Raw genomic sequence first — 24,186 nt, forward strand, 5'->3', positions numbered from 1 at the left:
CGGCCCGGAAGGAACTCAGAAGAGCACGATCCGATCCGGGCGCCCGGACCCAGGCGGCCGGTCCACCGAGAGTCACCAGGAGATCCACCCGTGACTACTGCACAGACAACCGAACAGTTCACTATCACCGTCAACGGAGTGACTCTCCGTGGCGGAGGAGACCGGGGCGTCCACACCAACGCGTTGGACGCCCTGCGCGACCACGGTCTCACCGGATGCAAGGAAGGCTGCGCCGAAGGCGAGTGCGGTGCCTGCGCGGTGATGGTCGCGCGCCCCGACGGTCCTTCCGGCGAGCGGACCCGCTGGGTGCCGGTCAACGCATGTCTCATCCCCGCCGCCGCACTCGACGGCCAGGAGGTCGTCACCGCCGAGGGGCTGGGGACGCCGGACTGCCTGCACCCGGTGCAGGAGGAGATGGCCCGTGCCGGCGGTTCCCAGGGCGGGTACTGCACACCGGGGTTCGTCTGTTCGGTGGCGGCCGAGGACTACCGCCCGGACCCGGAGAAGCCCTTTGACCTGCATTCCCTGTCGGGCAACCTGTGCCGTTGCACGGGTTACCGGCCGATCCGGGACGCCGCACTCGCCCTGGGCACCCCGGACATGTCCGCGGCACGGCAGGCTGTGGCCGTCATCGACGGCCGGACCGGCGCCGACACCGACCCTCTCGCCGCCCGGCGCGACCGTCCCGCCCCGGCGCCGGTGGGCACGGACGTCGTCTCGGTGACCGCGACCGGTGGCACGGCCAGGTTCCGGCGTCCGATGTCCCTCGGTGAGGCTCTCACGATCCTGCGGGACGAACCTGACGTCACCGTGGTCGCCGGTTCCACCGACCACGGCGTCCTGGTGAACATCAGGGCCCTGCGCCCCGGCAATGTCATCGCCGTGGACAGGATCCCGGAACTGCGTGGTGTCACCAGGCGCAGCACCGCCGACGGTGAGTTCATCGAGATCGGTGCCGCGCAGACACTCACCGAGATCGAGCGGGAGCTCGGGCAGGCGGTGCCGTTGCTGGGTGCACTGCTCCCGCAGTTCGCCTCCCGTCTGATCCGCAACAGTGCGACCATCGGCGGCAACCTCGGCACCGGATCCCCGATCGGGGACACTCCACCGGCGCTGCTGGCCCTGGAGGCGTCGCTGGTGCTGGCCTCCGCCGACTCGGAGCGTGTGGTTCCGTTGTCGGAGTACTTCACCGGTTACCGGCAGTCGGTGAGACGGGCCGACGAGCTCATCGCCGCGGTACGGATCCCTCTTCCGCTGTCACCGCTCACCGCATTCCACAAGATCGCCAAGCGTCGGTTCGACGACATCTCCTCGGTCGCTGTCGGATACGCGGTGACCGTGACGGACGGCACCGTGTCGAAGGCGAGGATCGGGTTGGGAGGTGTCGCCGCCACGCCGCTGCGCGCCTACGCCACCGAGAGTTTCCTCGAGGGGTCCCCGTGGTCGGCGGACACGGTCGCGGCCGCAGCGGAGATCCTGCGGTCGGAGGGCACGCCCATGTCGGACCACCGTGCCAGTGCCGCCTACCGTTCGGCGGTGCTCGGCACTTCTCTGGAACGTTTCTACGCCGAGAAGTCCGGTACGGACGGACCGGGCGGACCGGGTGACGCAGACGGGCTTCAGGAGGTGCGGTCATGAGTTCCCTGTCACAGCGTCCCGCTGACCCGGTGGTCGGCGAGTCCCACGCACACGAGTCCGCCGCCCTCCACGTCACCGGCACCGCCCTGTACACCGACGACCTGGTCAACCGTTACCCGGGTATCCTGCACGCCTGCCCGGTCGGGTCCCCGCACGCCCACGCCCGGATCACCGGACTGCGGGTGGACGCCGCTCTCGGCGTCCCCGGGGTGGTCCGGGTACTGACCTCCGCCGATGTCCCCGGGGTCAACGACGCCGGGACCAAACATGACGAGCCGCTGTTCCCCGTGGCACCGCCTGCGGACCGCCCCGGTACCCCCGGCGGGGAGGTCATGTTCGTCGGGCACGCGGTCTGCTGGGTCCTCGCCGAAAGCCTGGAGGCGGCCAGGGAAGGTGCCGCCGCGGTCGAGGTGGACTATGAACCCCTGCCGGCGGTGCTGACCCTCACCGACGCGATAGCCCGGGGGAGTTTCCACGGTGCCCGGCCCACCATGCTGCGGGGGGACGCCGCGTCCGCGCTCAGGACCGCGGCGTCCGACCCCTGTCAGCGCGTCATGTCCGGGACTTTCGAGTTCTCCGGCCAGGAGCACTTCTACCTGGAGACCCAGGCGTCCGTCGCCGTGGTCGACGAGTCGGGGCAGATCTTCATCCAGTGCTCCACCCAGCATCCCACCGAAACCCAGGACATCGTCAGTCACGTCCTCGGAATCCCGGCGAACGCGGTCACCGTGCAGTCCCTCCGGATGGGCGGTGGTTTCGGCGGCAAGGAGATGCAGCCCCACGGTTACGCGGCCGTTGCAGCACTCGGCGCGGTGCTCACCGGTCGTCCGGTGAGGGTCCGGCTTTCACGGGCCCAGGACATGGTGATGACGGGCAAGCGTCACGGTTTCCACTCCACCTGGACAGTCGGCTACACCGACGAGGGCCGGCTCACCGCCCTCGACGTGACCCTGACCGCGGACGGCGGGTGGTCGCTCGACCTGTCCGAGCCGGTGCTGGCCCGCGCGATGTGCCACATCGACAACGCCTACCGGATCCCGGACATCGCGGTCCACGGGCGTATCGCCCTGTGCCACCGGACGTCGCAGACCGCGTTCCGGGGTTTCGGCGGACCACAGGGGATGATCGTCATCGAGGACATCATGGGCAGGATCGCCCAGGACCTCGGTCTGCCTGCCCGGGAGGTCCGCCGCAGGAATTTCTACCGCAGCGGCGACCGCACCCCCTACGACATGCCGGTGCGTCACCCCGAACGCCTGGAGGCGGCCTGGGACCAGGTCCTCGACCATGCAGACGTGGTCGCCCGGGAGGCGGAGATCGAGGCCTTCAACGCCACCCACCGGGACCGGAAGCGTGCCCTGGCGATGACCCCGGTGAAGTTCGGCATCTCCTTCAACCTCACCGCGTTTAACCAGGGCGGGGCTCTGGTGCTGGTCTACAAGGACGGGTCGGTGCTGGTCAACCACGGCGGTACCGAGATGGGCCAGGGCCTGCACACGAAGATGATGCAGGTCGCGGCGACAACCCTCGGGGTTCCTCTGTCGATGGTGCGGAGTTCTCCGACACGGACCGACAAGGTCCCGAACACGTCCGCGACGGCGGCGAGTTCCGGGGCCGATCTCAACGGTGGTGCGGTGAAGGACGCCTGCGGGCAGATCATCTCCCGCCTGCGCACGGTCGCGGCCTCCCGCCTGGGGGTGAACCCCGCAGACGTCCGTTTCTCCCGCGGGAGGGTCACCGCCCTGGGCGTCCCCGGTTCCCTGACCTGGGAGGAGGTCGTCGCCACCGCCTACAGTCAGCGGGTGCAGCTGTCCGCGTCCGGTTTCTACCGGACCGAGGGACTGCACTGGGACGCCTCGGTGATGCAGGGCGAACCGTTCAAGTACTTCGCCTACGGTGTCGCCGCCGCGGAGGTGGAGGTCAGCCGTTTCGACGGTTCCTGCGCACTGCGGCGGGTCGACATCGTCCACGACGTGGGGGACTCCCTGTCCCCCCTGATAGACCTCGGCCAGATCGAGGGAGGTTTCGTCCAGGGCGCCGGCTGGCTCACCCTGGAGGACCTGCGCTGGGACGACGGTTCCCATGACGGGGACCGGGGAACCGGACGCCTGACCACCGCCGGCGCCTCGACGTACAAGATTCCGTCACTGTCCGAGCTTCCCCCGGTGTTCAACATCGAACTGCTCGACAAGGCCCATGAGGAGGGGGCGGTGTACGGGTCGAAGGCTGTCGGTGAGCCGCCGTTCATGCTCGCCTTCTCCGTCCGTGAGGCGTTGCGGCAGGCGGTCGCCGCCTTCGGTGACGCGCGAGAGCCCGGCGTCGGCAGCGGCGTCGGCGTCGGCAGAGGCACAGTGGTGGAGCTTCCCTCCCCGGCAACCCCCGAGGCGGTGTTCTGGGCGGTTCAGCGGGTGCGCGGTCTGCGTAGCCTCCAGCCGGTGTCGTCATGAGCTGGATCTCCGACGCCGCCGACCTGCGCGCCCGCCGGATTCCTTCGGTGCTGGTCACCCTCGCAGCCCGCCGGGGACACGCCCCACGTGAGGCAGGTGCGAAGATGCTCGTCACCGGGTCGGAGATCTTCGGCTCCGTCGGTGGCGGCAATCTCGAGGCCAAAGCGGTCGACCGTGCCCGCGAGATGCTCGCCGCGGCGGCGTCCGGCCCGCCGGACAGTCCCCCGTCCGGGGGCCCGGAGTTCCTGGAGTTCGCGCTCAACGAGCACGCCCCCTACGAGCACGGCCGCCAGTGCTGCGGCGGAGAGGTCACCGTGTTTCTCGAACCCCTTCCCGTCCCCCCCGCGGTGGCGGTGTTCGGCTGCGGTCATGTGGGGCTGGAACTGGCGCGCATCCTGTCCAGGCAGGACGCCGACCTGTGGTTCTGCGATTCCCGTCCCGAGGCCGTCGACGCCGTGGCCGCGGAGGTCGACGGTGCTCCGGCGTCCGTCCGCATGCGGCACAGCATGGTCCCCGAGGAGGTCGTCGACGAGCTCCCCCGGGGTTGTCATGTGGTTGTCATGACCCACGACCACGGTGAGGACCTGCACCTGTGCCAGGCCCTGCTCACCCGGGCCCGGGCTTCGGGTGACCTGGGGTCTGTCGGCCTCATCGGGTCGTCGGCGAAGTGGGCCCGGTTCCGGATGAAGCTGGGGGACGCCGGCTTCACCGACGGGGAGATCAACAGTATCCGCTGCCCCGTGGGCATTCCCGACCTGGGAGGACGCCACCCTGCAACCATCGCGGTGAGTATCGCCGCCGACCTTCTGCAGCGCATGTGACGCCCCTTATGTCACAGGACCCCGTCAAGCCAGTCCTCCAGGACCCTGGCGTGGGTGTGGACGGTGTCCCTGCCGGCGAAGAGAAGCACCACGTCCCGTTCGCTGAGAGTCTGTCTGAGCAGGGTGAGGATGTCGTCCAGTTCACCGGCGGAATGTCGCCCGTCGAGTTCGGTGCGGTAGGCGTCCCCGAACTGTTCCCAGGTCAGGGTTCCGTCGTGGAGTTGCCGGCGCAGTGTTGTCGACGGGGTCAGTTCCCGGGGCCAGCCGGTGAGCAGGAGGTCGGTCTTCTTCACCCCACGGGGCCACAGCCGGTCGACGAGGAACGTGGCGGCACCGTCGGGGACGCCTTCTGCGCCTTCTCCCCTACGGGCGTCGTACACCCGGTCGATACTGAGATGACCCTGACCGTCCCTGTCTGCCATGACCCCCACGTTACGCGCGGCAGAATGCCCTGACCGGGGAGTTGTCAGAACCTGCCCAGCAGTCTCTCCGCCTCGTCGGCGAGACGGCGGACCACGTCGCCTGCCGGTGCCTGCTGCCGTACCAGCCCCACCGACTGCCCGGCATGGAGCTTGAGCTCCCCCGCGTAGGGTCCCCCCGGTGCCCGGGCGGCGACCAGTTCCCCGTCGGTGACGGTGGCGTCATCGACGTACCGGTCGACGAAGGCGTTGCGCACCGTCCTGGTGGGCCAGAGGGTGATGTCCCAGGCCTGCTGCTCCGCACGGTCGTAGATGCCGGTCAGTACCGTCGACCCGCTCCCGGCCTTCACCGCCGCAGTGCGGAGTTCCTCGTCGCCTTCGGCCTCCGGGGACGCCAGCAGTGCGGTACCGATCCACGCCCCGTCCGCTCCGGCGGCGAGGGCTGCGGCGACACCACGGCCGGTACCGATGCCGCCGGCGACGACGACAGGCACACCCGGGGCCTGTACGGCCGTGAAGTCGAGGACCTCCTGCATCAGGGGCATCGTTCCCAGCCGTCCGGTGTGACCTCCGGCGTCGGTACCCTGGACACAGAGCACATCGACGTCAGCGGCAAGTGCCTGCCGGACCTGCAGCATGTCGTTGACCGGGGCGACAACGCTGATACCGGCCCGGTGTGCCGCGGGAACCCACGGGGCGGGGTCCCCGAAGGCGAGGGACAGGACTGTGGGGTTGGCCTCGACTGCGGCGTCGAACACCGTCGAGGTCCCGTCATTGTCCGCGGCCTCGGCGTCCAGGGCCCAGACCATCAGCCCGATGCCGAAGTTCCCCCCGGTTCCCGCGGTCTCCGCCTCACCGGTGATCCACGCGGGGGTGCTGCGTGCACCCACCCCGATCATCCCGAGGCCGCCCGCCGCACTCACCGCGGCGGCGAGACGACCGCCGGCCCTGCCCGCCATGGGTGCCCCGACAAGGGGGAGGTCCACTCCCCACAGTCTGGTGAGTCTGGTGGCGAGAACCCCCGGAGACCGGTGGGTGCCCGGGACGGTGGAGCTGCCTGGGGTGGACTGTTCCCGGCCGACCGGACCGGCGTCCTGTCCGGTAACTCGGTCGGCATCTCGGTTGACCACAGGTGGACTCCCCTTCCGGACTGACTGGACCATGACACTTTCTGGAACACGATTTCTGCGGCCACGTCGTGTGGCACGTTCTCCGGGTTCGACGTACACGTCACTGCGGGTGAGGGAACCGGCACAGGAGACCGCTCCACCGGTTCACAGCAGACCGTACGTCGGAGAAGTCTACCCGGGAAGACGCACCGCGTACCATGGCTGTCCATGGACATGTCCCTGAAAAAAGCTGAAGACGTCAACACCTCCGCACTCGTCGGACTCGGCCTCGTCGGTGGCTGGCTCACCGCCAGGGAGACCGGGATCCGGCCGCTGGGGACGATTCCCATGGTCGCGGCACTCGGTTGGGCGAACCGTTCCTGGGTCGCCAAAGGCGGCGCCCCCCTGGCGGTCGGGCTCACCGGCGCTTTCATCGGCGCTTTCGGGCTCTCCCACCCCCTGGCGAAGAAGATCGGCGCCTGGCCCTCGGTCATCGCGGTGACCACGGCGGCGGCCGGCGCCGCGCACTTCCTCTCTGACGCGAAGTAGTCTCACGTCCCCACCGGGTCAGAGAGCCCGGTTCAGTGCAACGACTCAGTCCAACGAGGCGTACCAGGCGCCGACGGTGTTCTCCGCCATCTCCCGCAACGCATGTATGTGCGGCGCCGGGTCTCCGGTGAAGCACACGGGGTCGGCGGCACGCGTCCAGCCGTATCCGGTGGTGATGGAGTCCATGGCCTTCTGCGCGCCGGTGGTGTCGTGCCCGCCACGGATCCAGTAGCTGAAGGGCACGTTGCGGGCGCTGTATCCGGGGTCACCGGTGACCTGCCTGAATGTCGAGTCGAAGTAGTGCTTGAGGGCCCCGGAGATGTAGCCGAAGTTCGCGCTCGTCCCGAAGAGAAGGGCGGACGCCGCCAGCAGTTCATCCGCGTCCGGCCGCAGGGCGTCCCGCTGCCTGACCTCCAGGTGAAGTCCGGCGGGCAGGGTGGCGTTGACCTCGGCGGCGGCGGAGCTGGCCGCGTCAACGACCTCCTCCGTCACCGAGTTCAGCAGGCCGGTGGGGCTGTGGTGGACGATGAGCAGACAGGGCCGGGCCGTTTGTCGGGACATGGCCCTGGTGTATCACACCTCAGGTAGACGGTGAGACCCACAAAACTGTCCCACCCACATCCATCGGACCCCAGGGGTGCGGACGCCACATCGAGGGCAGCCCAGAGCCGACGCCGTAGCCGTGGTCACCGAGCTCGACGCATCCCGCACTGAGGTCGCCGCCGTCCTCCGGCTCCCTGACAGTGACGGCATCGCTGTCTGCCGCAAGATCGCTGCAAGTACCTCCACCCTCGAGGTCCACTCTTGTGGCCCGAAACGAACCATGGTTCGCTCAGCAAAAGTTCTTAACGAGCTACACATGTAATGGCCCTACCTTCGTTGAGTGGACACCCGATTTAGCGGGACCCGTCTCTCACAAGGGGATGTCACCGTCACCGAGAAGACACCCCGGGAAGCGTCCCCGGAGAATCTTCAGCCCCGAGTACAGGCACGAAGCCGCCCTCCCGGTCATCGACACCGGCCGCACCATCGCCGGCGTCGCCCGAGAGCGGGGTCTCAGCCCCCAGTCCCTGGGCAGATGGGTCACCGCCGAACGAGCCGAGCAGGCCGGCGAACCCACCGGTGAACTGACCCTGGATGAACGCGCCGAGCTCAAAGCCCTACGCCGACAGGTCACGGACCTGCACACAGGCAACGAGTTCCCGGGAAAAGCAGCAGCCTTCTTCGCGAGCATTGTCAACGACCGACGAACGGTATGAACTGATGGCGGCGGAGAAGGCGAACTTCGAGGTCACCCGCATGGCCAGGCTGCTGGACGTGTCCCGTTCCGGGTTCTACGCCTGGGCTGCCGGACAGGGCGGGCTGCCATCCCCCAGACGCCGTGAGCGTGACGAACTCGACGCGAAGGTCCCGCACCGGTCTACGCCGCCTCCGATGACGCCTCTCAGGTGCTCCCGGAGTCCACGCCCAGCTCGCCCGGGAAGGCACCAACGTCGACGTCAAGACCGTCGCCTCGTCGACGCTCCGGCAGGGTCTGGAGGGCATCAGTGAAGAAGACGTTCACCCCGGTGACCACCATCCCTGGTGTGGACACCCACAAGATCCTTGCCCGGGCACACGCAGGCGAGATCAGGGTGGTCTCAACCGCGTGTGGATTTCAGACATCACGTACCTGCGCACAGGTGAGGGCTGGTTGTACCTGGCGGTGGTCACCGATGCGCATTCCCGTCGGATCCTGGGCTGGGCGATGGACTCGCATATGGGCTCGTTCCATGGTGGCCAGGGCCCTGAAAATGGCTCACACTCTGCGCGGGGAGGTTCCTGACGGGGTGGTGGTCCATGCCGACCGGGGTACCGAGCTCACCAGTGATGACATGTTCGAGGTTTGCCGGGGTCTGGAGATGGTGCAGTCAGTCGGGCGGAAGGGTGTGTGTTGGGACACTGTGATGGCTTCAGAGTGTGTGGGCGACGTTGAAGACTTCAGTACTACGACCGGAGTAAGTGGCCCACCCGGGCTGAGGCGCGGATGAAGGTCAGCGATTGGATCGAGTCCCGGTACAACCGTCGGCGGCTGCACTGAAGCGCTGGGTTACGTTCCGCCGGTGGAGCTCGACATGAATCTGCCCAACAAACCTGCTGCTGAGGAACCTGACGCAGCTCAGTCACCTGTCCACGATTTGCGGGGAAGGCCACCCAGTTCAGATAGTTCGTGCCCCCTCCATGCCGGATCTAGTCGTGGGCTACGGGCACGATGACCACGCCCGGTGCGGGTCGGGCAGTTTCGCCGAGTGCGAGTGCTCCGGCAGCACTGTATGCCTCGTCTGCGTCGTTGAGCAGTTCGTGGGCCCGGCCGGCGGTAATGTCCTTCGGGTCCGTGATGAGGCCCCTGATCAGGTCGTGGCAGACGATCTGATCGAGGACGAGGGCAACAGCACTCGACCGGTCGATCGTTCGACGATCAGCCAACTGCGCTGCAATGTCAGACAGGGTGGTCATGGTCTCTATTCCTTCGTGTCGTTGTCACTGTGGTCTGGGATCAGCACCGACAGGGGCGGGTCAAGCAGCCCCTGCGCGCGCCATCTCTTCGCAAGCCTGGACACCCACGACCGTGAAGTCCCCATGAGCTCGGCGATCTCGCGTTGGGAGTACTCCCCGGAGGCGAGCATCTCCTGCATCCGCTTCTGCTGGTAAGGGGTGAACCGTGAACGTTTACCCTGCATCTTCCCCTCAGCGCGGGCCATCTCGATACCCTCGCGGGTCCGTTGACGGATCAAGTCGGACTCGAACTCGGCGAAGATGGCCGCGAAGTAGTAGAACGCCTTGCCGACCGGGTCCTCCGGGTTATAGACGGTCGGCCCGGTCTGCAGGGTCACACCGGCGTCGGTGAGCTGGTCGGCGATGGCCGCCGCGTCAGAGATCGACCGGGCGAGCCGGTCGAGTTTCGTGACCACCAGTGTATCCCCGGCCCGGCACGCAGCGAGCGCCTGGTCCAGCCCCGGGCGTTCACGTTTGCGACCGCTGATGCCGTGATCGACGTAGATACGGTCATTGTCCACCCCGAGGTCGCGCAACTGCTTTTTCTGCGCCCGGAGGTCCTGCTTCTGTGTCGAACATCGGGCGTAGCCGATTTTCATGGTCCGGACTCCTACACGCAGCCGGCCTGGCGCGGGTTCATGTACGCGAAGATCACGGGTGAGCTCACGGCGGTCATCCTCCTGGATGGTTCTGGGACTGATTCACTCTCATCGTTCCGCCCGGAGGTAGGACACCTCTGGCTCATATGTTCGATATGGTACCGATAGAGTACCTATGCGTACATGAGTTACGCAACAGTCATCGGTACGTATCGGGACCTGGATCTGCCCCGTGCTTGGCGGGGGTTCCGTTGACGATCGCCGACAGTAAGAAACCGCTTCACTCGGGTAGTCGTTAGCGAAGTTCGTCACTGTGACAGTCACTACGCCACGCTCGCGTTGCCCCTGTTGAGGCACGCCAAGCAATCACACCCGCTCTTGTGGTCCGAGGAAAACCATGGTTCGCTCAACAACAGTTCTTAGTGAACTGCACATGTTTCGGCGGTGTCACGCTCATTGAAACCCGCCGCACCTGACGCTTCTCCCCATGCACTCACCACCAGATGCACTCACCACCAAGAGGAATCAATGCGACACAAAGCACTCAGACCGCTGCTCGCGGTTGCTGTGGCCTTAGGGTTGGGCTCGACACTGACCCCCACCCTGGCAGCACAGCCCAGCGTTGCCACCGAGTCCGAAGACTCGGCCACCGCGCGAGCAAATGCAGAACAAGAGGCGATCGACAACGCCGCCGAGGCTGCAGCGACACCCGCTCCCGGCCGGGAAGACCTCGAACCCGCCGAGCCCGGCTTCGATGACAACACCATCGACAACGATGCCGGGGCCGACTGGCACCCCACCACGGACCCCGAGGCGACGATCACCCCCGGTCAGATGCGCTCAGACACCGAGGACATTCCCGGCGGATTCACCAAAGAGGAAGCAGACCGCGCCGAAGTCCAGGAAGCCGCCGAACAGCAGGCCCAACAAGACCGTGCCACCAACCCACTGGCGCGAGCGCTAGCAGCAGCGCCGGTCAACTGCACCACCTACTGGCCCAGCCCCTACAAGGTCTGCGGAGCAATCCGCGAAAAGTACGACGCCATCGGCGGGCCCACCAGCTTCCTCACCTGGCCCAAATCCGATGAACTCGGAGTCCCCGACGGGGTCGGGCGGCGTAACGAGTTCGTCAACGGGTCCATCTACTGGCACCCCACCACCGGCGCACACCCGGTCACCACACACTTCTCCACCGTGTGGGCACGCAACGGATGGGAAGCCGGCCGCCTCGGCTACCCCACCACGGACGAGTTCGGACTGTCCGACGGTATCGGACGCAAGCAGTCATTCCAACGCGGACACATCTACGGCTCCCTCGCCGGACTGGCCAGTATCGAAGGACTCATCTACGACAAGTGGGTCGCCACCGGCGCAGAAGGCGGCCCCCTCGGATACCCCACTACCGACGAAGCAGGCACACCCGACGGTGCTGTTGCAAAGTTGGGGGCAATCGATCAGGATCGGCCCGCATGGGCATTTTCTCCGGTAGGCATTACCCCCAAGATGTGATCCTCTGGGCCGTACGGTGGTACTGCCGATACGGGGTGTCCTACCGGGATCTTNGGTGCTGTTGCAAAGTTGGGGGCAATCGATCAGGATCGGCCCGCATGGGCATTTTCTCCGGTAGGCATTACCCCCAAGATGTGATCCTCTGGGCCGTACGGTGGTACTGCCGATACGGGGTGTCCTACCGGGATCTTGAGGAGATGCTCAGCGAGCGTGGTGTGCCGGTCGATCACACCACCATCTACCGGTGGGTACAGAAGTACGGCCCAGAGCTGGACAAAAGAACCCGTTGGTACCGTCAAATCTCACCCTGGTCCTCCGATTCCTGGCGGGTTGATGAGACATACATTCCAGTCGGAGGGAAATGGTGCTACCTCTACCGGGCAGTGACCAAGGACGGCCGTAGCGTGGACTTCTACATGTCCACCCGACGTAACACGACGGCAGCGACACGGTTCCTGGGTAAAGCACTGCGCGGTGCTGGTCACCGCGGTCCTCACAACGGTCCCCGGGTGATATGTACCGACAAAGCCCCCACGTACGCTGGCGCGATCGAGAAGTTGATCACAGAGCAGAAACTGCCGAGGACGGTAGAGCATCGTCAGGTGAAGTACCTGAACAACGTGATCGAGGGCGATCACGGCCGACTCGAGCGCATCCTGGGTCCTAAAGGTGGTGGGTTCAAGACCCCGGTGTCGGCCTACAGGACACTGCAGGGCATGGAGGCGATGCATGCGCTGCGCAAGGGCCAGGGCAGAGTGTTCGCCTTCGGGCGCCCGAACGCGGATGCGGTGATCGTTGCCAAAGCCTTCGCCGGCGTCTGAGGGGCCAGTGCCACAGGGTTGGGGATCCCCACCGTGGGCAGCACTTGGGCACTGCCCGCACCACTTTGCAACAGCACCCTTTGACGAGGCCCTGGTCGGTCCCCTGGTTCGGCCAACACCAGCGTAACGATCCATGGAGCCCCAATCCTGCCCCCCTCCACAAGGCACATACGGAGCGCTGACCTCCTGAACCCTGGTCCTCTTCATAAGAAGCCGCGGGAGGCCGAGTCATGGTATTTTCATGCCAAACGAAACATAAGGTAAGCTAGTTCACGCCCTCACACCTAGCCTAGAATCCACTCCTCTCAGCACCCCTCGGACGCTTGCCGTTGCTTCAACCACCGGCAGTACACATGTACTGTCTAATCGAGCAGGCACTACCGAGGCCTCCGCGGACCGCATGGCCGCATGAAAGGCACAGATGAAGAAAACCATCGGGATAGTTGCAGCCACAACCACCCTGGCCTTGGTTGCCAGCAGCGCCACGGCCGTCGCCGACGATCGCCACCACGACCCGGAAAAGAATCCAACAACGGTGTCGGCCATGAACGGCGGGAGCTCAGGAAAAGCCTTGTACAAGGCACTGTTCTTTGGCACAGGAAAAACTGCTATTGAGATCGAAGAATCCATCTCAGACCCGACATATAGTGATGTCGTGCGCAATTTAAACGGGGAATCCGAGGTCGAACAAATATCCGAGGAAGTAGCCTCCAAGATGGAGTCCGAAGAATCGAACTTCTTTTCCCGATTTGAAGAGGAAGTGACCTCCGGTGACCCGTACAGAGTCGAGGACATTCTCGCAGAAACCTCGAATATCACGAACGATAAAATGGAGGAGTCACTCAAAGACGAGGTTGAGAACAATCCCGAACTCAGAGAACAACTCGAATCAGGCACTAACGAAACACCCGAGGTCGACACCTATCTTCTATGGGTTGCCGCAGCGGCCGCAGTGGTCGCCGTTGGTGCGGTATGGTCGGTCACTGTTCTCATCAACTATGCTGGGGCTGTGAACGTCGGCGGAGCTGTGAATGTCGCCAAGTATAAGTACCTCGCTAAGAGCCAGGAAATCGTTGGAAATAAAGACGTCAACACTAGTTCTTTCCAAGAGCGAGTATCGAAGATAACCACGGAGTTGTCAAAGTAGGTCCAAGAACTTGAAAACCGTTCACATGTTGAAAGGCCTAAGCTACATAGTTGCGGCACTTATCCCTATATCCGCGACAGTAGTTCAGGTCGACGGGAATCTCTTCTCTGACCAAAAAAGTGAAGCCAGTCAACTTAACATACGCATGGCGTATCCACAAGGTTGGAACTTCTTTACAAAACCTCCAACTGACGCCTTCTATATGGCCTACACAAAAAAAGACAGCGAATGGAGCCTTCGAACAAATGAGTCTTCGTCGCTCGAGTCCTTATTAGGAATCAGCAGAAACGTCCGGAGCCGGGGACTAGAGGTAGGACACTTAATACCACAAATAGAAGTCTCGAATGGGTGGTCTAAGTGCAATGATACGACGCTCCCGTGTCTGAATGAACTGGATCAAAAACCTTTAAGCATCGTCAATCCCGTCGACGGTGCCGATCTCTGCGGCGAAGCAGTTTTTGTCGAGCGCAACGTCACTCCACGGAGTTACAGGTCAATTACTCAAGAGCGGTATCATTCTACCAGGTCCGCACACGTAACGATAAAATGCGAGTCTGATCAATGATGCAATCTGGTGCGGTCTTAATAAACCAGCTACGACAAAATCCAATACAAGTCGCACGTTCACTGCTTGCCTTATCTACGCTTATAACTATTGCTGCAACGAGCGACAAGTCCCTTTTTCGGCTGGTTCTTGGCGCAGAGGACGTAATCCACTGCGATGGTGTAGCAAGAGTCGGAGCATACTGCATTTCGCCCTCAACCCATATAGCAACGGCCATGGGTGTGGTAATCTGCCTATGGGTAATATCCGGGATCCTACCCAGATGGTCAGCCCTCCCGCATGCTTGGTTCGCCTTTTCTCTAGACGTTGCTATTTCAATTCCAGAAGGCGGAGACCAGGTAAATCACAACCTTACCTTTCTGATTGTTGTCATATGCATACTTGATGGGAGGGGCAACGGGTGGTCGCTTAACCCTGGGGCAATTTCGATGTGGAACGAAAAAGCATCGTTATATAAGTGGGCGGTTAGCTTTTCGCTTGTTGCTATCCAAGTGCAGATTAGCATAATCTATCTACATGCGGCTCTAGGAAAAGTTGCAGTACGCGAATGGCAGGAAGGGAGCGCGTTCTACTACATTATAAACGGTCAATTCGGGCTGCCGAGGATATTTGATTCCATCGGTGCCGTTTTCTCCGCGCCAGTTCTTACTGTTGGAGTGAGCTGGGGTGTTATTGCTCTCGAGTTGATCCTCGGAATTGCTGTCTTATTGCCAAATAGGATAAGGATTTCAATAATCACCCTCGGCGTATTGTTTCATATTGGAATCATTGTTGCGATGGGACTATGGTCCTTCGGCCTGGCAATGTTTGCATGCCTGGTTATTCTGACCATCAAGCTTGATAATAACGGCTACCACTCAATTCTCCCTATCATTAAGAGAGGTCACTCGCCACACGCAAGCAACGGGAAACAACCATCCGCATATAAAAATAATGCACGCATGTCCCCGGAGCTCCAAAATGAATAAACCAGCAGTGGCCGGCGAACCTATCTGGCAACAGGACCTAGTTTTCCCGAAGGGCGTACGATGGATTACGGCCGCTTCGACCGCTGTATCTTGGGCGATTTGCATACTGCTTATCGACATCTGGATATTCTGGCTAATCCTCTTGGTTGCTTTAGGGATGACGACTATATCAGTGATTACAAGTAGGGTAACATTCTCAATATATCGCGATCGGGTCGAGCTGAAGTCACGACTAAAGGCGGTCCGAATGACAACGTGGAACCGTGAGATTCAAGACATCATGTTAACTCGGATGCAGCCTTTAGAAGACACGCCGGGTTGGGGAATATATTTTAAGAAACGATCGATCGTCTTTATGATCGAAGGTGGAGACGCTCTCGTGATAAAAAGACTCAACGGGAGGAGCCGTGTCTTTTCATTTCGGGGAGCAGGTGAGGCTTATAAGGTCATAAAAGAAGCTCACGGCGCAAAGTGGAACTAGCAATTCAGAAGGAGATCCGTCGGCGCTCAGCTCGGTATGTGTTGTAGACGGCAAGTGCGTAGTTGGTACAGTTCAGATGTAGGCTCCTGGTCGTGGATCGTCCAGGCTGCGATACACACTCTGACTCTAGAAGAATCTGTTTGTTCCGGCACTGTAGGTCGCTGGTGCCCCGCTCGAAGTTCCTCACCTGTTTCGGCTAGTCGTCTGGGTTGATGGTTGAGGTTCTGCTTGGGGCTACTTACGCAGGCGTAGTAGATGATTTGGCCGGCGATCTTCCAGGTGGGGTCTAGTGAAGTGGACGGATCTGTGTTTCCGGGGCATGCAGAGACACTCTAAGGAATCACTTGACTGGACTCGGGCATTTAAGTATCGTGAGGATCATGTAACCTACCTGGGCGGTTCGCGGACGGAAATGCATGGAACATTCCTGGCGATATGTAGCTTTCTCCTCAGATTTGTAGTTTCGGCAGCTCGGTCAGGTTGCGCTGTCCGTATTTGATGAAACGTGGACTAGTAATAGTCGGCCTGAGAATGATAGGTAATTGTATGAATATGGCAAAACGTCTTTGTGGTGGGGTGGCAGTTTTCGCCTTGGCGTCGGCTTTAGCTGCTCCCTCAGCTTCGGCTGATTCCACCTCGCCTATTAAGGTAAGTGATGTTGGTCAGGTATTATCCACAAAATCGGGCATCGGCAGCAGCTGGCCACCGGGTCCTCCCCTTTGGTTCACCCCTCCGTGTGGTTACATAGGGGCACCTTTGTGCTGGGCGGCTAAGCCGCCGGCGCTTTTCCCCTTGTGAGGTGTGGTTGTTTACCGCAAGGCTGGATGAGGTTCTGTTGCTTGTTTGTGATCTCTCAGTGCTTGTAGTGCCGCGTTCATTCCGCCCATGAAGTGCACACCCGCCCCGGGTGCTGCTGACGATGAGCACAGGTACACGCCGGGCAGTCCAGTGGAGTAGGGGTCTGGGGATAGGCGGGGACGTGCGAGCAGCTGCAGTAGGTCGTTGGCTCCGCCGGAGATGTCGCCGTTGGCGTTGTTTTGGTTGTGGGCTTCCACAGCCGTTGGGGGAGAGGCTGTCCAGTCCACGATGTGGTCCCGGAACTCTGGGGCCGAGCGCTGGATTTGGCTGGTGACCAGTTCGAAGGTTTCTGCCTTGGTTCCATCCCAGCCGGTGGGGACGTGGGCGTAAGCCCACAGGGGATTCAGCTGGCGGCCGTCGCTGGTCACGGATCGGGAGGGGTCAGCGAGATATTGTTGGCAGACCAGGGTGAAGGGGTGGTTGGGAAGGCGTCCTTCCCAACAGTCTTTTTCGGCTGCCGCGACCTGTTCGGCCGTCCCACCGAGGTGGACGGTGCCGGCACGGTGGGCGTCCGGACTAGTCCATGGGACGTCGCCGTCGAGGACGTAGTCGACCTTGGCGACTGCGGGGCCTCGTCGGAACCGTCTCCAAGCCCGCGCGATCCTGTCCGGCACGCGGTGGCCGAGGATGGTCGCTGCGGTTTCGACTGAGGTATCGAGCAGGACGATGTCGGCGTCTGCGACTTGGGCGAGGTCGGTGACTCGCTCGCCGGTGGTGACCGTGCCGCCGAGGGATCCGAGCAGACCGGTGAGGGCGTTGGCGATCGCCTGGGAACCTCCCACGGCGACCGGCCATCCGTAGTGGTGACCGGCCACGGTGAGCAGCATGCCGGCTGCTGAGGAGCCGGGAAGGTTCAACGGGGTGAATGCGTGGGCGGCGATGCCGGTGAACAGGGCGCGGGCCTGCGGGCTGCGGAACCGGCTGGCAGACCACGAGGCAGGCAGTGCGGCGTTGAGTCCGAAGCCGGCGAAGAGTAACGGGTGGCGGGGCAGGTGGAGCATCGGGCGAAGGAATTCGTCGGCGATGTCGTCGGCGCGGTCAGCGAGCGGTCCGAAGGTGGTGCGCCAAGCGCAGGCGTCCCACTCCCCGAATCCGGACGCCGTGTCTGCGGCCGCTGTGTGAAGTGTGGCGGCGTGGTGTTTGTCCAGGATGTGAACCATGTCCACCGGTGCGGTGACGAAGCGTAGCCCGTGGTCGGCCAGCCGGTCGGCGTAGCGGCGGAAGAACGGACTGGCTTGGGCCAGGGGGTGGGCGGCGGAGCAGAGGTCGTGGACCACGCCGGGGACCAGGAGCTCGGCGCTGCGGGTGCCGCCACCGACCGTGTCCTCGGCTTCCACCACCGTGACCTGCAGCCCTTCCTCCGCGAGAACCACCGCGGCGGCGAGCCCGTTGGGGCCAGAGCCAACGACGGTGGCGGTACGGGGAGTGCGGGGTACCTCGGGAAAACTCAGGCGGCGGGGCATGTATCGACTGTAGGATAAGAGTCACGCAGCGTATCGCAGTGGCCTGCTTGAGCACTCAGTGTTTTCGCAGCTTGGAAGGCCACATGACCGACACATGACCGACAGGGGAGGGTTCACTTGGACGGCAACACCCTGCACATGCATCCGCTGGCTGCAGCCTTGGCCTGGATACGGGCACTACCTGAATCTTTGTCGATGACGGATTGGCGTTGCTGTGGGGTGATCTTGTCGCGGTCGTTGTGCTGGTGGTCTTGCTGACTGTGGCCGTGGAACTGAGGGCGGCGGCGGCCCGGCGCCCAGAGTTGTGACGCACACGGGGTGCACATGAACCTCTGCACGCATGTACGCAAAAACGCAGTTCTACCTGCGGAATGACAATGGTGTAAGGTATCCCCCAAGCGCAAAGAAAGAGCGCCACCCGGGTTGCCGCCCTGGTGACGCTCGCTGACCCCACGATTACCCCTCGTGGAGAAAGCCTCACCGATGAGCATACCCACAAACGGGTCGGATGTCCCATCCTGGGACACCGACCAGGACACCACCGCCGGCCACCTCGGCCAGGTGGTCGACCCCTTCACCGGCCTCGACGCCCTCGCCGAACTGGCAGGTGGGCAGACCGTCCCTCCACAGAGCGGGGCCCGGTCCCCGCAGCGGCGCAGCGCCCTGGCCGATGCCGCCCGACTGCTCGTCGAAAACCTCGGGGCCGTGCCGACGGTGCTGTTGCAAAGTGGTGCGGGCAGTGCCCAAGTGCTGCCCACGGTGGGGATCCCCAACCCTGTGGCACTGGCCCCTCAGACGCCGGCGAAGGCTTTGGCAACGATCACCGCATCCGCGTTCGGGCGCCCGAAGGNGGTGCTGTTGCAAAGTGGTGCGGGCAGTGCCCAAGTGCTGCCCACGGTGGGGATCCCCAACCCTGTGGCACTGGCCCCTCAGACGCCGGCGAAGGCTTTGGCAACGATCACCGCATCCGCGTTCGGGCGCCCGAAGGCGAACACTCTGCCCTGGCCCTTGCGCAGCGCATGCATCGCCTCCATGCCCTGCAGTGTCCTGTAGGCCGACACCGGGGTCTTGAACCCACCACCTTTAGGACCCAGGATGCGCTTGAGTCGGCCGTGATCGCCCTCGATCACGTTGTTCAGGTACTTCACCTGACGATGCTCTACCGTCCTCGGCAGTTTCTGCTCTGTGATCAACTTCTCGATCGCGCCAGCGTACGTGGGGGCTTTGTCGGTACATATCACCCGGGGACCGTTGTGAGGACCGCGGTGACCAGCACCGCGCAGTGCTTTACCCAGGAACCGTGTCGCTGCCGTCGTGTTACGTCGGGTGGACATGTAGAAGTCCACGCTACGGCCGTCCTTGGTCACTGCCCGGTAGAGGTAGCACCATTTCCCTCCGACTGGAATGTATGTCTCATCAACCCGCCAGGAATCGGAGGACCAGGGTGAGATTTGACGGTACCAACGGGTTCTTTTGTCCAGCTCTGGGCCGTACTTCTGTACCCACCGGTAGATGGTGGTGTGATCGACCGGCACACCACGCTCGCTGAGCATCTCCTCAAGATCCCGGTAGGACACCCCGTATCGGCAGTACCACCGTACGGCCCAGAGGATCACATCTTGGGGGTAATGCCTACCGGAGAAAATGCCCATGCGGGCCGATCCTGATCGATTGCCCCCAACTTTGCAACAGCACCCTGCAGGGCATGGAGGCGATGCATGCGCTGCGCAAGGGCCAGGGCAGAGTGTTCGCCTTCGGGCGCCCGAACGCGGATGCGGTGATCGTTGCCAAAGCCTTCGCCGGCGTCTGAGGGGCCAGTGCCACAGGGTTGGGGATCCCCACCGTGGGCAGCACTTGGGCACTGCCCGCACCACTTTGCAACAGCACCTCCTGGAAGACCTACGTTTCAAGCCAGGTGACAGTGTCCCCAAACGCCGTTACTGGATCACAAACTGAGCATCTACCTTTAGGCGCAGGCCGGGCCGTGGCTCACCCCTCCACAGCCAGCACTGATGCCCCCGTCGAAGACGGTCTAACAACCTCACCCTGACAAAATCACGGACATCGGAGCGCCACACAGCAGCCAAGCATCCACGCCATATAGCTCTCAAGTTCACAGCCCAGGATTACCAGATCCACCCTGGCGATCACGCTCGGTCTCCGATAGCGAAGCGCCCCGGCGGAACCTATCAGAAGTCTTTCGCAGAGCTCGGCGAAACTCCGCTGGGCTAATCACAGTGAAGTCGATGTCGGTGAGTAGGAGTACGATGGCCATCCACTCGAACGAATCCACGAAGGCCGTATAGCGGGTGGATCGACTATCATCGATGGCCTCCAACGTGCCGTCTACGCGGTAGAGAATCGTGGCCGCGGTGAGAGGGTCAGCAGCAAGTTCTAGGACTATCTCGATGGTGGCGTCTCGACGAAACTGCTCACGCAACAGCGCTGTGACGTCCTCATGGGGCAACGGAACCGGAGTGAAACGATTCCCCGTGAGTGTCACGCCGTTGACGCGGTCCAGGCGGAACGTCCTCCAGTCCCGCCGGTCACGGTCCCAGCCGTGCAGGTACCAACGGCTGTTCAGGTGAACTAGACGAGCGGGCTCGACAGCCCGTTGGCGTGTTCCGGAACGTCCTATATGGGTGAACGTCACTTCTCGGTGCTCGTCAGCTGCGTGGGCAAGCAGCAGGACCAAGCTTCCGGGCACTCCGGGAGTACGGGTGCTGAACTCGACAGATTGTCCGAAGGAAAGGGCTGGCTGAGAGGGTTTCGGAGGCAGGCGTTTTCCGGGTGGCATTCGGTAGTACCCACCAGGCCCTGACACCCCCTCAATGCCATAGCCGAGGCCTCGAAGCTCAGCTATGTCACGTCTGAGGGTCCGCTCGGGGATGTCCAACAGGCCTGCAAGTCGGGGAGCGGGCCAAGCGGTTCCACCGTCCAGAAGGTCAAGTAGCCGTAGCATCCGCCCTGTCCGTGTAGTCATGGATTCCATTTCGTTGCGGTCATTTATTTGCCGCATTTCACCGTAGCGTGCAGGTTATGAACCTTGGCAATCACACAGCATCCATCACGATTACCGGCGCCCGGACCCACAATCTGCGCGACATTGACGTGGAGATGCCGTCCCACACACTGACCGTGGTCACCGGGGTGTCCGGGTCGGGAAAGACTTCGCTGGTCTTCAACACGATTGCGGCAGAGGCTCAACGGGCGACGGTGGCCGGATACCCTTCGTTCGTGCGCACCCGTCTGGCCCAGTACCCGCCGGCGGACGTCGACCGGATCGATGGGCTGACCTTCACCACTGTGGTCGACCAACGACGCTTCACCGGCAATGCCCGCTCGACGGTGGCCACGGCCGTGGACCTCTCGACGCCACTGCGCATGCTCTTCTCCCGGTTCGCGGTCCCGTCGGCGGGATTTTCCCCGGCATACTCACCGAATGATCCGACGGGCATGTGCCTGACCTGTGAAGGCTTAGGGACGGTGTCCGTCATCGACGAGGACGCACTGATCGACCCAGACCTTTCCCTGAACGACGGTGCCGTTCGGTTCCCGACGTTCAAACCCGGCACCTACCGGTGGAAGCGCCTGGTCAGCTCCGGCCTCTGCGATCCATCCGTGCCCTGGTCACAGCTGTCGGTGCAGGTCCGCAATGTGCTGATGCACGCCCGCGATCTCCGACTGGAGGAACCGCTACCGGGATACCCTGACCACGGACGGTTCGATGGGATCATTCCCCGCCTGCAGGATTCCTACCTGCGCAGGACGCCCTCACGGCTCACCACCGCCGAGCGTGCCGGACTCGACGCCGTGGTGAGTCACTCGACCTGCCCGGACTGTGCCGGTAGCCGGATTAACGCCGCGGCCAGAGACAGTCGCATCAACGGCCACTCCATCGCGGACTGGAGTGTCGTCCCGATATCCGACCTGCACGGGCTGGTGTCCGAAGCGAGGGAAACACTGGAGGAGAGTGCCGCACCGCTACTCGCCGACATCTCCCGCCGTGTGGATGCTCTCATCGAGGTCGGCCTGGGATACCTACACCTCGACCGGTCGTCGCCGACCTTGTCCGGCGGTGAAGCGCAGCGGGTGAAGATGGTGCGCCACCTTGGCAGCCCGCTGACCGAGGTGACCTACGTCTTCGATGAGCCGGCAGCAGGTCTTCACCCCAGTGACGTGCAGCGGCTCATCACGCTACTCAGCGGCCTGCGGGACCGGGGCAACACCGTCCTCGTCGTCGACCACAATCCGGCGGTCATCGCCGCAGCCGACCACGTCATCAGTATGGGGCCGGGCGCAGGACAATCCGGCGGTTTCGTCACCTACGCCGGCCCACCCACCGCGATGACCGAGGACGATGCCCCGGTGCTCAAACCTTCCGTCCGTACGCCGTCCGGTGCTGTGACAGTGGAGCACGCCCGCAGTAACAATCTCCGTGACCTCACGGTCACGGTTCCGACCGGCGTCCTCACCGTGGTCACCGGAGTGGCCGGCAGCGGAAAATCCTCACTGGTGACCACTGATTTCGCCGCGCAGCACCCCGAGTTCACCGTGGTGGGTCAGCAGCCGCTGCGCGGCGGTCGCCGGTCCTCACTGTTGACGGTGACCGGTGTCGCTGACGGTCTCCGGTCACTGTTCGCGGCGTCCGGTGATCTGTCGGCATCCTGGTTCTCCCGCAATGCGAAGGGAGCCTGCCCGGAGTGCCGTGGTACCGGGGAGATCACCACTGACCTGGCTTTCATGGAGGACACCCGCACGCCCTGCGAAGCCTGCGGAGGCTCCGGCTTCAACGAGCGGGCCCTGGCCGTGACAGTGGGCGGATACACCATCGCCGAGGTGGAGGCGCTGCGCCCTTCAGAGGTCGCCGAGCTGCTCGGACCGGCGGATGCTGAACGGCTGAGCTGGGTTGACCGGGTGGGTCTGGGATATCTGGCGGTCGGCCGGACACTTGACGGTCTGTCAGGCGGCGAGCGTCAGCGGCTGCTCCTGGCCCGGCATCTCGGCGGCATCAGCGAGGACGCACCGCCGCGTCTGATCCTCGATGAGCCGACGACGGGACTGCATGCCGCCGATGTCCGCCGACTGCTGGAACTGTTCGATGAGCTGGTGGACGCCGGTGGTTCACTCGTGCTCATCGAGCACAATCTGCAGGTCATCGCCCAAGCCGACCATGTCATCGATATTGGTCCGGGCGCTGGCGCGAATGGTGGCTGCGCCGTCTTCGAAGGTACTCCTGCTGAGCTGGCCCGTGCCGGCTCCCAGTCGGTCACGGGCCAGTGCTTGGCGGACGCACTCAGGCACAACTGATACGCCGTCTCATCTCGATGGTCACAATGGCAGTAGTGCCCCATAGAGTGGTGTAACTCGGTGGCCGAGCCCCTCTACGAATCCGTGTTGTGCACGGATGTAGAGCGGCCACCGTGTGATCCTTCGAGTCAACCGTCTAAAGAATCCTCGAGGAGTCATCACGATGACCGCACCCCATATTGTCGACCCTGCAGGCCTGCTTAGCCAAGCCCTCTCCGACGCGTCGCCGGATCTGATGCGCGAGCTGCTGCAGACCATGATCAACGCCCTGCTGTCCGCCGACGCCGACGCCGTCTGCGGCGCCGAATGGAACACCCGCCGTGCCGAGCGCACCAACTACCGAAACGGCTACCGCCACCGACCCCTTGACACCCGCGTCGGCACCGTCGACGTCGCCGTGCCGAAGCTGCGTCAGGGGTCCTACTTCCCCGAATGGCTTCTCGAACGCCGCAAGCGGGCCGAATCGGCACTGATCACCGTCGTCGCCGACTGCTACCTCGCCGGCGTCTCCACCCGCCGAATGGACAAGCTGGTCAAGACCCTGGGCATCGACTCACTGTCCAAAACCCAGGTCTCCCGCATGGCCGCAGACCTCGACGAGCAGGTCGCCGCGTTCCGCCACCGGCGCCTGGACGAGGCCGGACCATTCACCTTCGTCACCGCCGACGCGCTGACGATCAAGGTCCGCGAGAACAAGCAGGTCGTCAAAGCCTCGGTGCTGCTGGCCACCGGCGTCAACGGCGACGGACACCGCGAAGTCCTCGGCACGCAGGTGGCCACCAGCGAGACCACCGCGTCGTGGAACACCTTCTTCGCCGACCTGGTCGCCCGCGGCCTGGGCGGCGTGCGGTTGGTCACCTCCGATGCCCACGCCGGGCTGGTAGAGGCGATCGCGGCGAACCTGCCCGGAGCCGCGTGGCAACGCTGCCGCACCCACTACGCCGCGA

The 24,186-nt window shown here is 63.5% G+C and carries 19 protein-coding genes and 3 pseudogenes; 14 read left to right on the forward strand and 8 right to left on the reverse strand.

The genetic code is table 11. The features are described from left to right. The first annotated feature begins 90 nt into the window (after positions 1–90). The 3 genes from E0E18_RS07180 to xdhC are packed head-to-tail and all read left to right on the forward strand — an operon-like array spanning position 91 to position 4,906. Positions 91–1,638 carry a xanthine dehydrogenase small subunit gene (locus E0E18_RS07180; protein ID WP_237559679.1) on the forward strand — a complete coding sequence of 516 codons (1,548 nt, stop codon included), beginning with the start codon at positions 91–93 and terminating at the stop codon, positions 1,636–1,638. Further along, positions 1,635–4,085 (forward strand): xanthine dehydrogenase molybdopterin binding subunit, encoded by a 2,451-nt coding sequence (xdhB, locus tag E0E18_RS07185; RefSeq protein WP_130839933.1) that lies wholly within the window; start codon positions 1,635–1,637, stop codon positions 4,083–4,085. The genes E0E18_RS07180 and xdhB overlap by 4 nt, the downstream gene beginning before the upstream one ends. After that, the gene (gene xdhC / locus E0E18_RS07190; protein WP_130839935.1) at positions 4,082–4,906 is read left to right on the forward strand and encodes a xanthine dehydrogenase accessory protein XdhC; all 825 of its coding nucleotides are present in this window, start codon (positions 4,082–4,084) and stop codon (positions 4,904–4,906) included. The genes xdhB and xdhC overlap by 4 nt, the downstream gene beginning before the upstream one ends. An 11-nt stretch (positions 4,907–4,917) precedes the next feature. On the opposite strand, the gene E0E18_RS07195 is transcribed toward xdhC, so the two are convergent. Both E0E18_RS07195 and E0E18_RS07200 read right to left on the reverse strand, forming a co-directional pair. After that, positions 4,918–5,328 (reverse strand): DUF488 domain-containing protein, encoded by a 411-nt coding sequence (locus tag E0E18_RS07195; protein ID WP_130839937.1) that lies wholly within the window; start codon positions 5,326–5,328, stop codon positions 4,918–4,920. 44 nt (positions 5,329–5,372) lie between these two features. After that, complete coding sequence (locus E0E18_RS07200) at positions 5,373–6,320, reverse strand: NAD(P)H-dependent flavin oxidoreductase (RefSeq protein WP_337189539.1); 948 nt, start codon at positions 6,318–6,320, stop codon at positions 5,373–5,375. 342 nt (positions 6,321–6,662) lie between these two features. Between E0E18_RS07200 and E0E18_RS07205 the strand changes: the two genes are divergently transcribed. Next, the gene (locus E0E18_RS07205) at positions 6,663–6,983 is read left to right on the forward strand and encodes a hypothetical protein (RefSeq protein ID WP_066588331.1); all 321 of its coding nucleotides are present in this window, start codon (positions 6,663–6,665) and stop codon (positions 6,981–6,983) included. A gap of 45 nt (positions 6,984–7,028) precedes the next feature. Here the strand turns inward: E0E18_RS07205 and E0E18_RS07210 are convergent, their stop codons facing one another. Continuing rightward, the gene (locus E0E18_RS07210; RefSeq protein ID WP_130839941.1) at positions 7,029–7,544 is read right to left on the reverse strand and encodes a flavodoxin family protein; all 516 of its coding nucleotides are present in this window, start codon (positions 7,542–7,544) and stop codon (positions 7,029–7,031) included. A 362-nt stretch (positions 7,545–7,906) separates the two neighbouring features. Here E0E18_RS07210 and E0E18_RS14155 point away from each other — a divergent pair. Further along, positions 7,907–9,106, forward strand: a pseudogene (locus E0E18_RS14155) (IS3 family transposase); the annotation flags it as partial. Positions 9,107–9,212: 106 nt separating this feature from the next. Here the strand turns inward: E0E18_RS14155 and E0E18_RS07225 are convergent. Both E0E18_RS07225 and E0E18_RS07230 read right to left on the reverse strand, forming a co-directional pair. Next, the gene (locus E0E18_RS07225) at positions 9,213–9,479 is read right to left on the reverse strand and encodes a hypothetical protein (RefSeq protein ID WP_130839945.1); all 267 of its coding nucleotides are present in this window, start codon (positions 9,477–9,479) and stop codon (positions 9,213–9,215) included. Positions 9,480–9,484: 5 nt separating this feature from the next. Then, entirely contained in the window at positions 9,485–10,117 is a 633-nt protein-coding gene (locus E0E18_RS07230) for a recombinase family protein (RefSeq protein WP_130839947.1), read from the reverse strand. Between the two features lie 528 nt (positions 10,118–10,645). Here E0E18_RS07230 and E0E18_RS07235 point away from each other — a divergent pair. The 6 genes and pseudogenes from E0E18_RS07235 (at position 10,646) to E0E18_RS07255 (ending at position 15,127) form a co-directional block, all read left to right on the forward strand. Then, positions 10,646–11,626 carry an LGFP repeat-containing protein gene (locus tag E0E18_RS07235; protein WP_130839949.1) on the forward strand — a complete coding sequence of 327 codons (981 nt, stop codon included), beginning with the start codon at positions 10,646–10,648 and terminating at the stop codon, positions 11,624–11,626. Continuing rightward, positions 11,587–11,679, forward strand: a pseudogene (locus E0E18_RS14565) (IS6 family transposase); the annotation flags it as partial. The gene E0E18_RS07235 and the pseudogene E0E18_RS14565, both read left to right, overlap by 40 nt. A 45-nt stretch (positions 11,680–11,724) precedes the next feature. After that, positions 11,725–12,447 carry an IS6 family transposase gene (locus E0E18_RS07240; protein WP_130839952.1) on the forward strand — a complete coding sequence of 241 codons (723 nt, stop codon included), beginning with the start codon at positions 11,725–11,727 and terminating at the stop codon, positions 12,445–12,447. A 421-nt stretch (positions 12,448–12,868) separates the two neighbouring features. Next, a complete protein-coding gene (locus tag E0E18_RS07245; RefSeq protein ID WP_130839954.1) occupies positions 12,869–13,594 on the forward strand; it encodes a sporulation delaying protein family toxin in 726 nt (241 codons plus the stop codon). A gap of 25 nt (positions 13,595–13,619) precedes the next feature. After that, complete coding sequence (locus E0E18_RS14465) at positions 13,620–14,159, forward strand: SdpA family antimicrobial peptide system protein (protein WP_419866059.1); 540 nt, start codon at positions 13,620–13,622, stop codon at positions 14,157–14,159. Further along, positions 14,156–15,127, forward strand: a complete 972-nt coding sequence (locus E0E18_RS07255) for a sporulation-delaying protein SdpB family protein (RefSeq protein ID WP_130839959.1) — start codon at positions 14,156–14,158, stop codon at positions 15,125–15,127. Before E0E18_RS14465 ends, E0E18_RS07255 begins: the two co-directional genes overlap by 4 nt. 1,290 nt (positions 15,128–16,417) lie before the next feature. On the opposite strand, the gene E0E18_RS07260 is transcribed toward E0E18_RS07255, so the two are convergent. Beyond that, the gene (locus E0E18_RS07260) at positions 16,418–17,929 is read right to left on the reverse strand and encodes a phytoene desaturase family protein (protein ID WP_130839961.1); all 1,512 of its coding nucleotides are present in this window, start codon (positions 17,927–17,929) and stop codon (positions 16,418–16,420) included. Between the two features lie 929 nt (positions 17,930–18,858). Further along, positions 18,859–19,581 carry an IS6 family transposase gene (locus E0E18_RS07265; protein ID WP_130839963.1) on the reverse strand — a complete coding sequence of 241 codons (723 nt, stop codon included), beginning with the start codon at positions 19,579–19,581 and terminating at the stop codon, positions 18,859–18,861. A gap of 41 nt (positions 19,582–19,622) precedes the next feature. On the opposite strand from E0E18_RS07265, the pseudogene E0E18_RS07270 reads away from it, so the two are divergent. After that, positions 19,623–19,739, forward strand: a pseudogene (locus E0E18_RS07270) (IS6 family transposase); the annotation flags it as partial. Between the two features lie 303 nt (positions 19,740–20,042). Here E0E18_RS07270 and E0E18_RS14470 read toward each other — a convergent pair. Then, positions 20,043–20,948, reverse strand: coding sequence for a helix-turn-helix transcriptional regulator (locus tag E0E18_RS14470; RefSeq protein ID WP_419866046.1), 906 nt, complete (start codon positions 20,946–20,948; stop codon positions 20,043–20,045). 20 nt (positions 20,949–20,968) lie between these two features. Here E0E18_RS14470 and E0E18_RS07280 point away from each other — a divergent pair, with 20 nt between their 5' ends. Next, entirely contained in the window at positions 20,969–23,239 is a 2,271-nt protein-coding gene (locus tag E0E18_RS07280) for an excinuclease ABC subunit UvrA (RefSeq protein ID WP_130839965.1), read from the forward strand. 163 nt (positions 23,240–23,402) lie between these two features. Beyond that, on the forward strand, positions 23,403–24,186 hold a 784-nt coding region (locus E0E18_RS07285; protein WP_130841304.1), incomplete at its 3' end, for an IS256 family transposase.

It is taken from the genome of Corynebacterium neomassiliense, assembly GCF_900626215.1.
Lineage (GTDB): Bacteria > Actinomycetota > Actinomycetes > Mycobacteriales > Mycobacteriaceae > Corynebacterium > Corynebacterium neomassiliense.

Excerpts from the sequence above, each read along its gene's own strand:
- xdhB (WP_130839933.1), top strand. The coding sequence starts at position 1,635 with ATGAGTTCCCTGTCACAGCGTCCCGCTGACCCGGTGGTCGGCGAGTCC.
- xdhC (WP_130839935.1), top strand. The coding sequence starts at position 4,082 with ATGAGCTGGATCTCCGACGCCGCCGACCTGCGCGCCCGCCGGATTCCT.
- E0E18_RS07195 (WP_130839937.1), bottom strand. The coding sequence starts at position 5,328 with ATGGCAGACAGGGACGGTCAGGGTCATCTCAGTATCGACCGGGTGTAC.
- E0E18_RS07205 (WP_066588331.1), top strand. The coding sequence starts at position 6,663 with ATGGACATGTCCCTGAAAAAAGCTGAAGACGTCAACACCTCCGCACTC.
- E0E18_RS07210 (WP_130839941.1), bottom strand. The coding sequence starts at position 7,544 with ATGTCCCGACAAACGGCCCGGCCCTGTCTGCTCATCGTCCACCACAGC.
- E0E18_RS07225 (WP_130839945.1), bottom strand. The coding sequence starts at position 9,479 with ATGACCACCCTGTCTGACATTGCAGCGCAGTTGGCTGATCGTCGAACG.
- E0E18_RS07230 (WP_130839947.1), bottom strand. The coding sequence starts at position 10,117 with ATGAAAATCGGCTACGCCCGATGTTCGACACAGAAGCAGGACCTCCGG.
- E0E18_RS07235 (WP_130839949.1), top strand. The coding sequence starts at position 10,646 with ATGCGACACAAAGCACTCAGACCGCTGCTCGCGGTTGCTGTGGCCTTA.
- E0E18_RS07240 (WP_130839952.1), top strand. The coding sequence starts at position 11,725 with ATGGGCATTTTCTCCGGTAGGCATTACCCCCAAGATGTGATCCTCTGG.
- E0E18_RS07245 (WP_130839954.1), top strand. The coding sequence starts at position 12,869 with ATGAAGAAAACCATCGGGATAGTTGCAGCCACAACCACCCTGGCCTTG.
- E0E18_RS14465 (WP_419866059.1), top strand. The coding sequence starts at position 13,620 with ATGTTGAAAGGCCTAAGCTACATAGTTGCGGCACTTATCCCTATATCC.
- E0E18_RS07255 (WP_130839959.1), top strand. The coding sequence starts at position 14,156 with ATGATGCAATCTGGTGCGGTCTTAATAAACCAGCTACGACAAAATCCA.
- E0E18_RS07260 (WP_130839961.1), bottom strand. The coding sequence starts at position 17,929 with ATGCCCCGCCGCCTGAGTTTTCCCGAGGTACCCCGCACTCCCCGTACC.
- E0E18_RS07265 (WP_130839963.1), bottom strand. The coding sequence starts at position 19,581 with ATGGGCATTTTCTCCGGTAGGCATTACCCCCAAGATGTGATCCTCTGG.
- E0E18_RS14470 (WP_419866046.1), bottom strand. The coding sequence starts at position 20,948 with ATGCGGCAAATAAATGACCGCAACGAAATGGAATCCATGACTACACGG.
- E0E18_RS07280 (WP_130839965.1), top strand. The coding sequence starts at position 20,969 with ATGAACCTTGGCAATCACACAGCATCCATCACGATTACCGGCGCCCGG.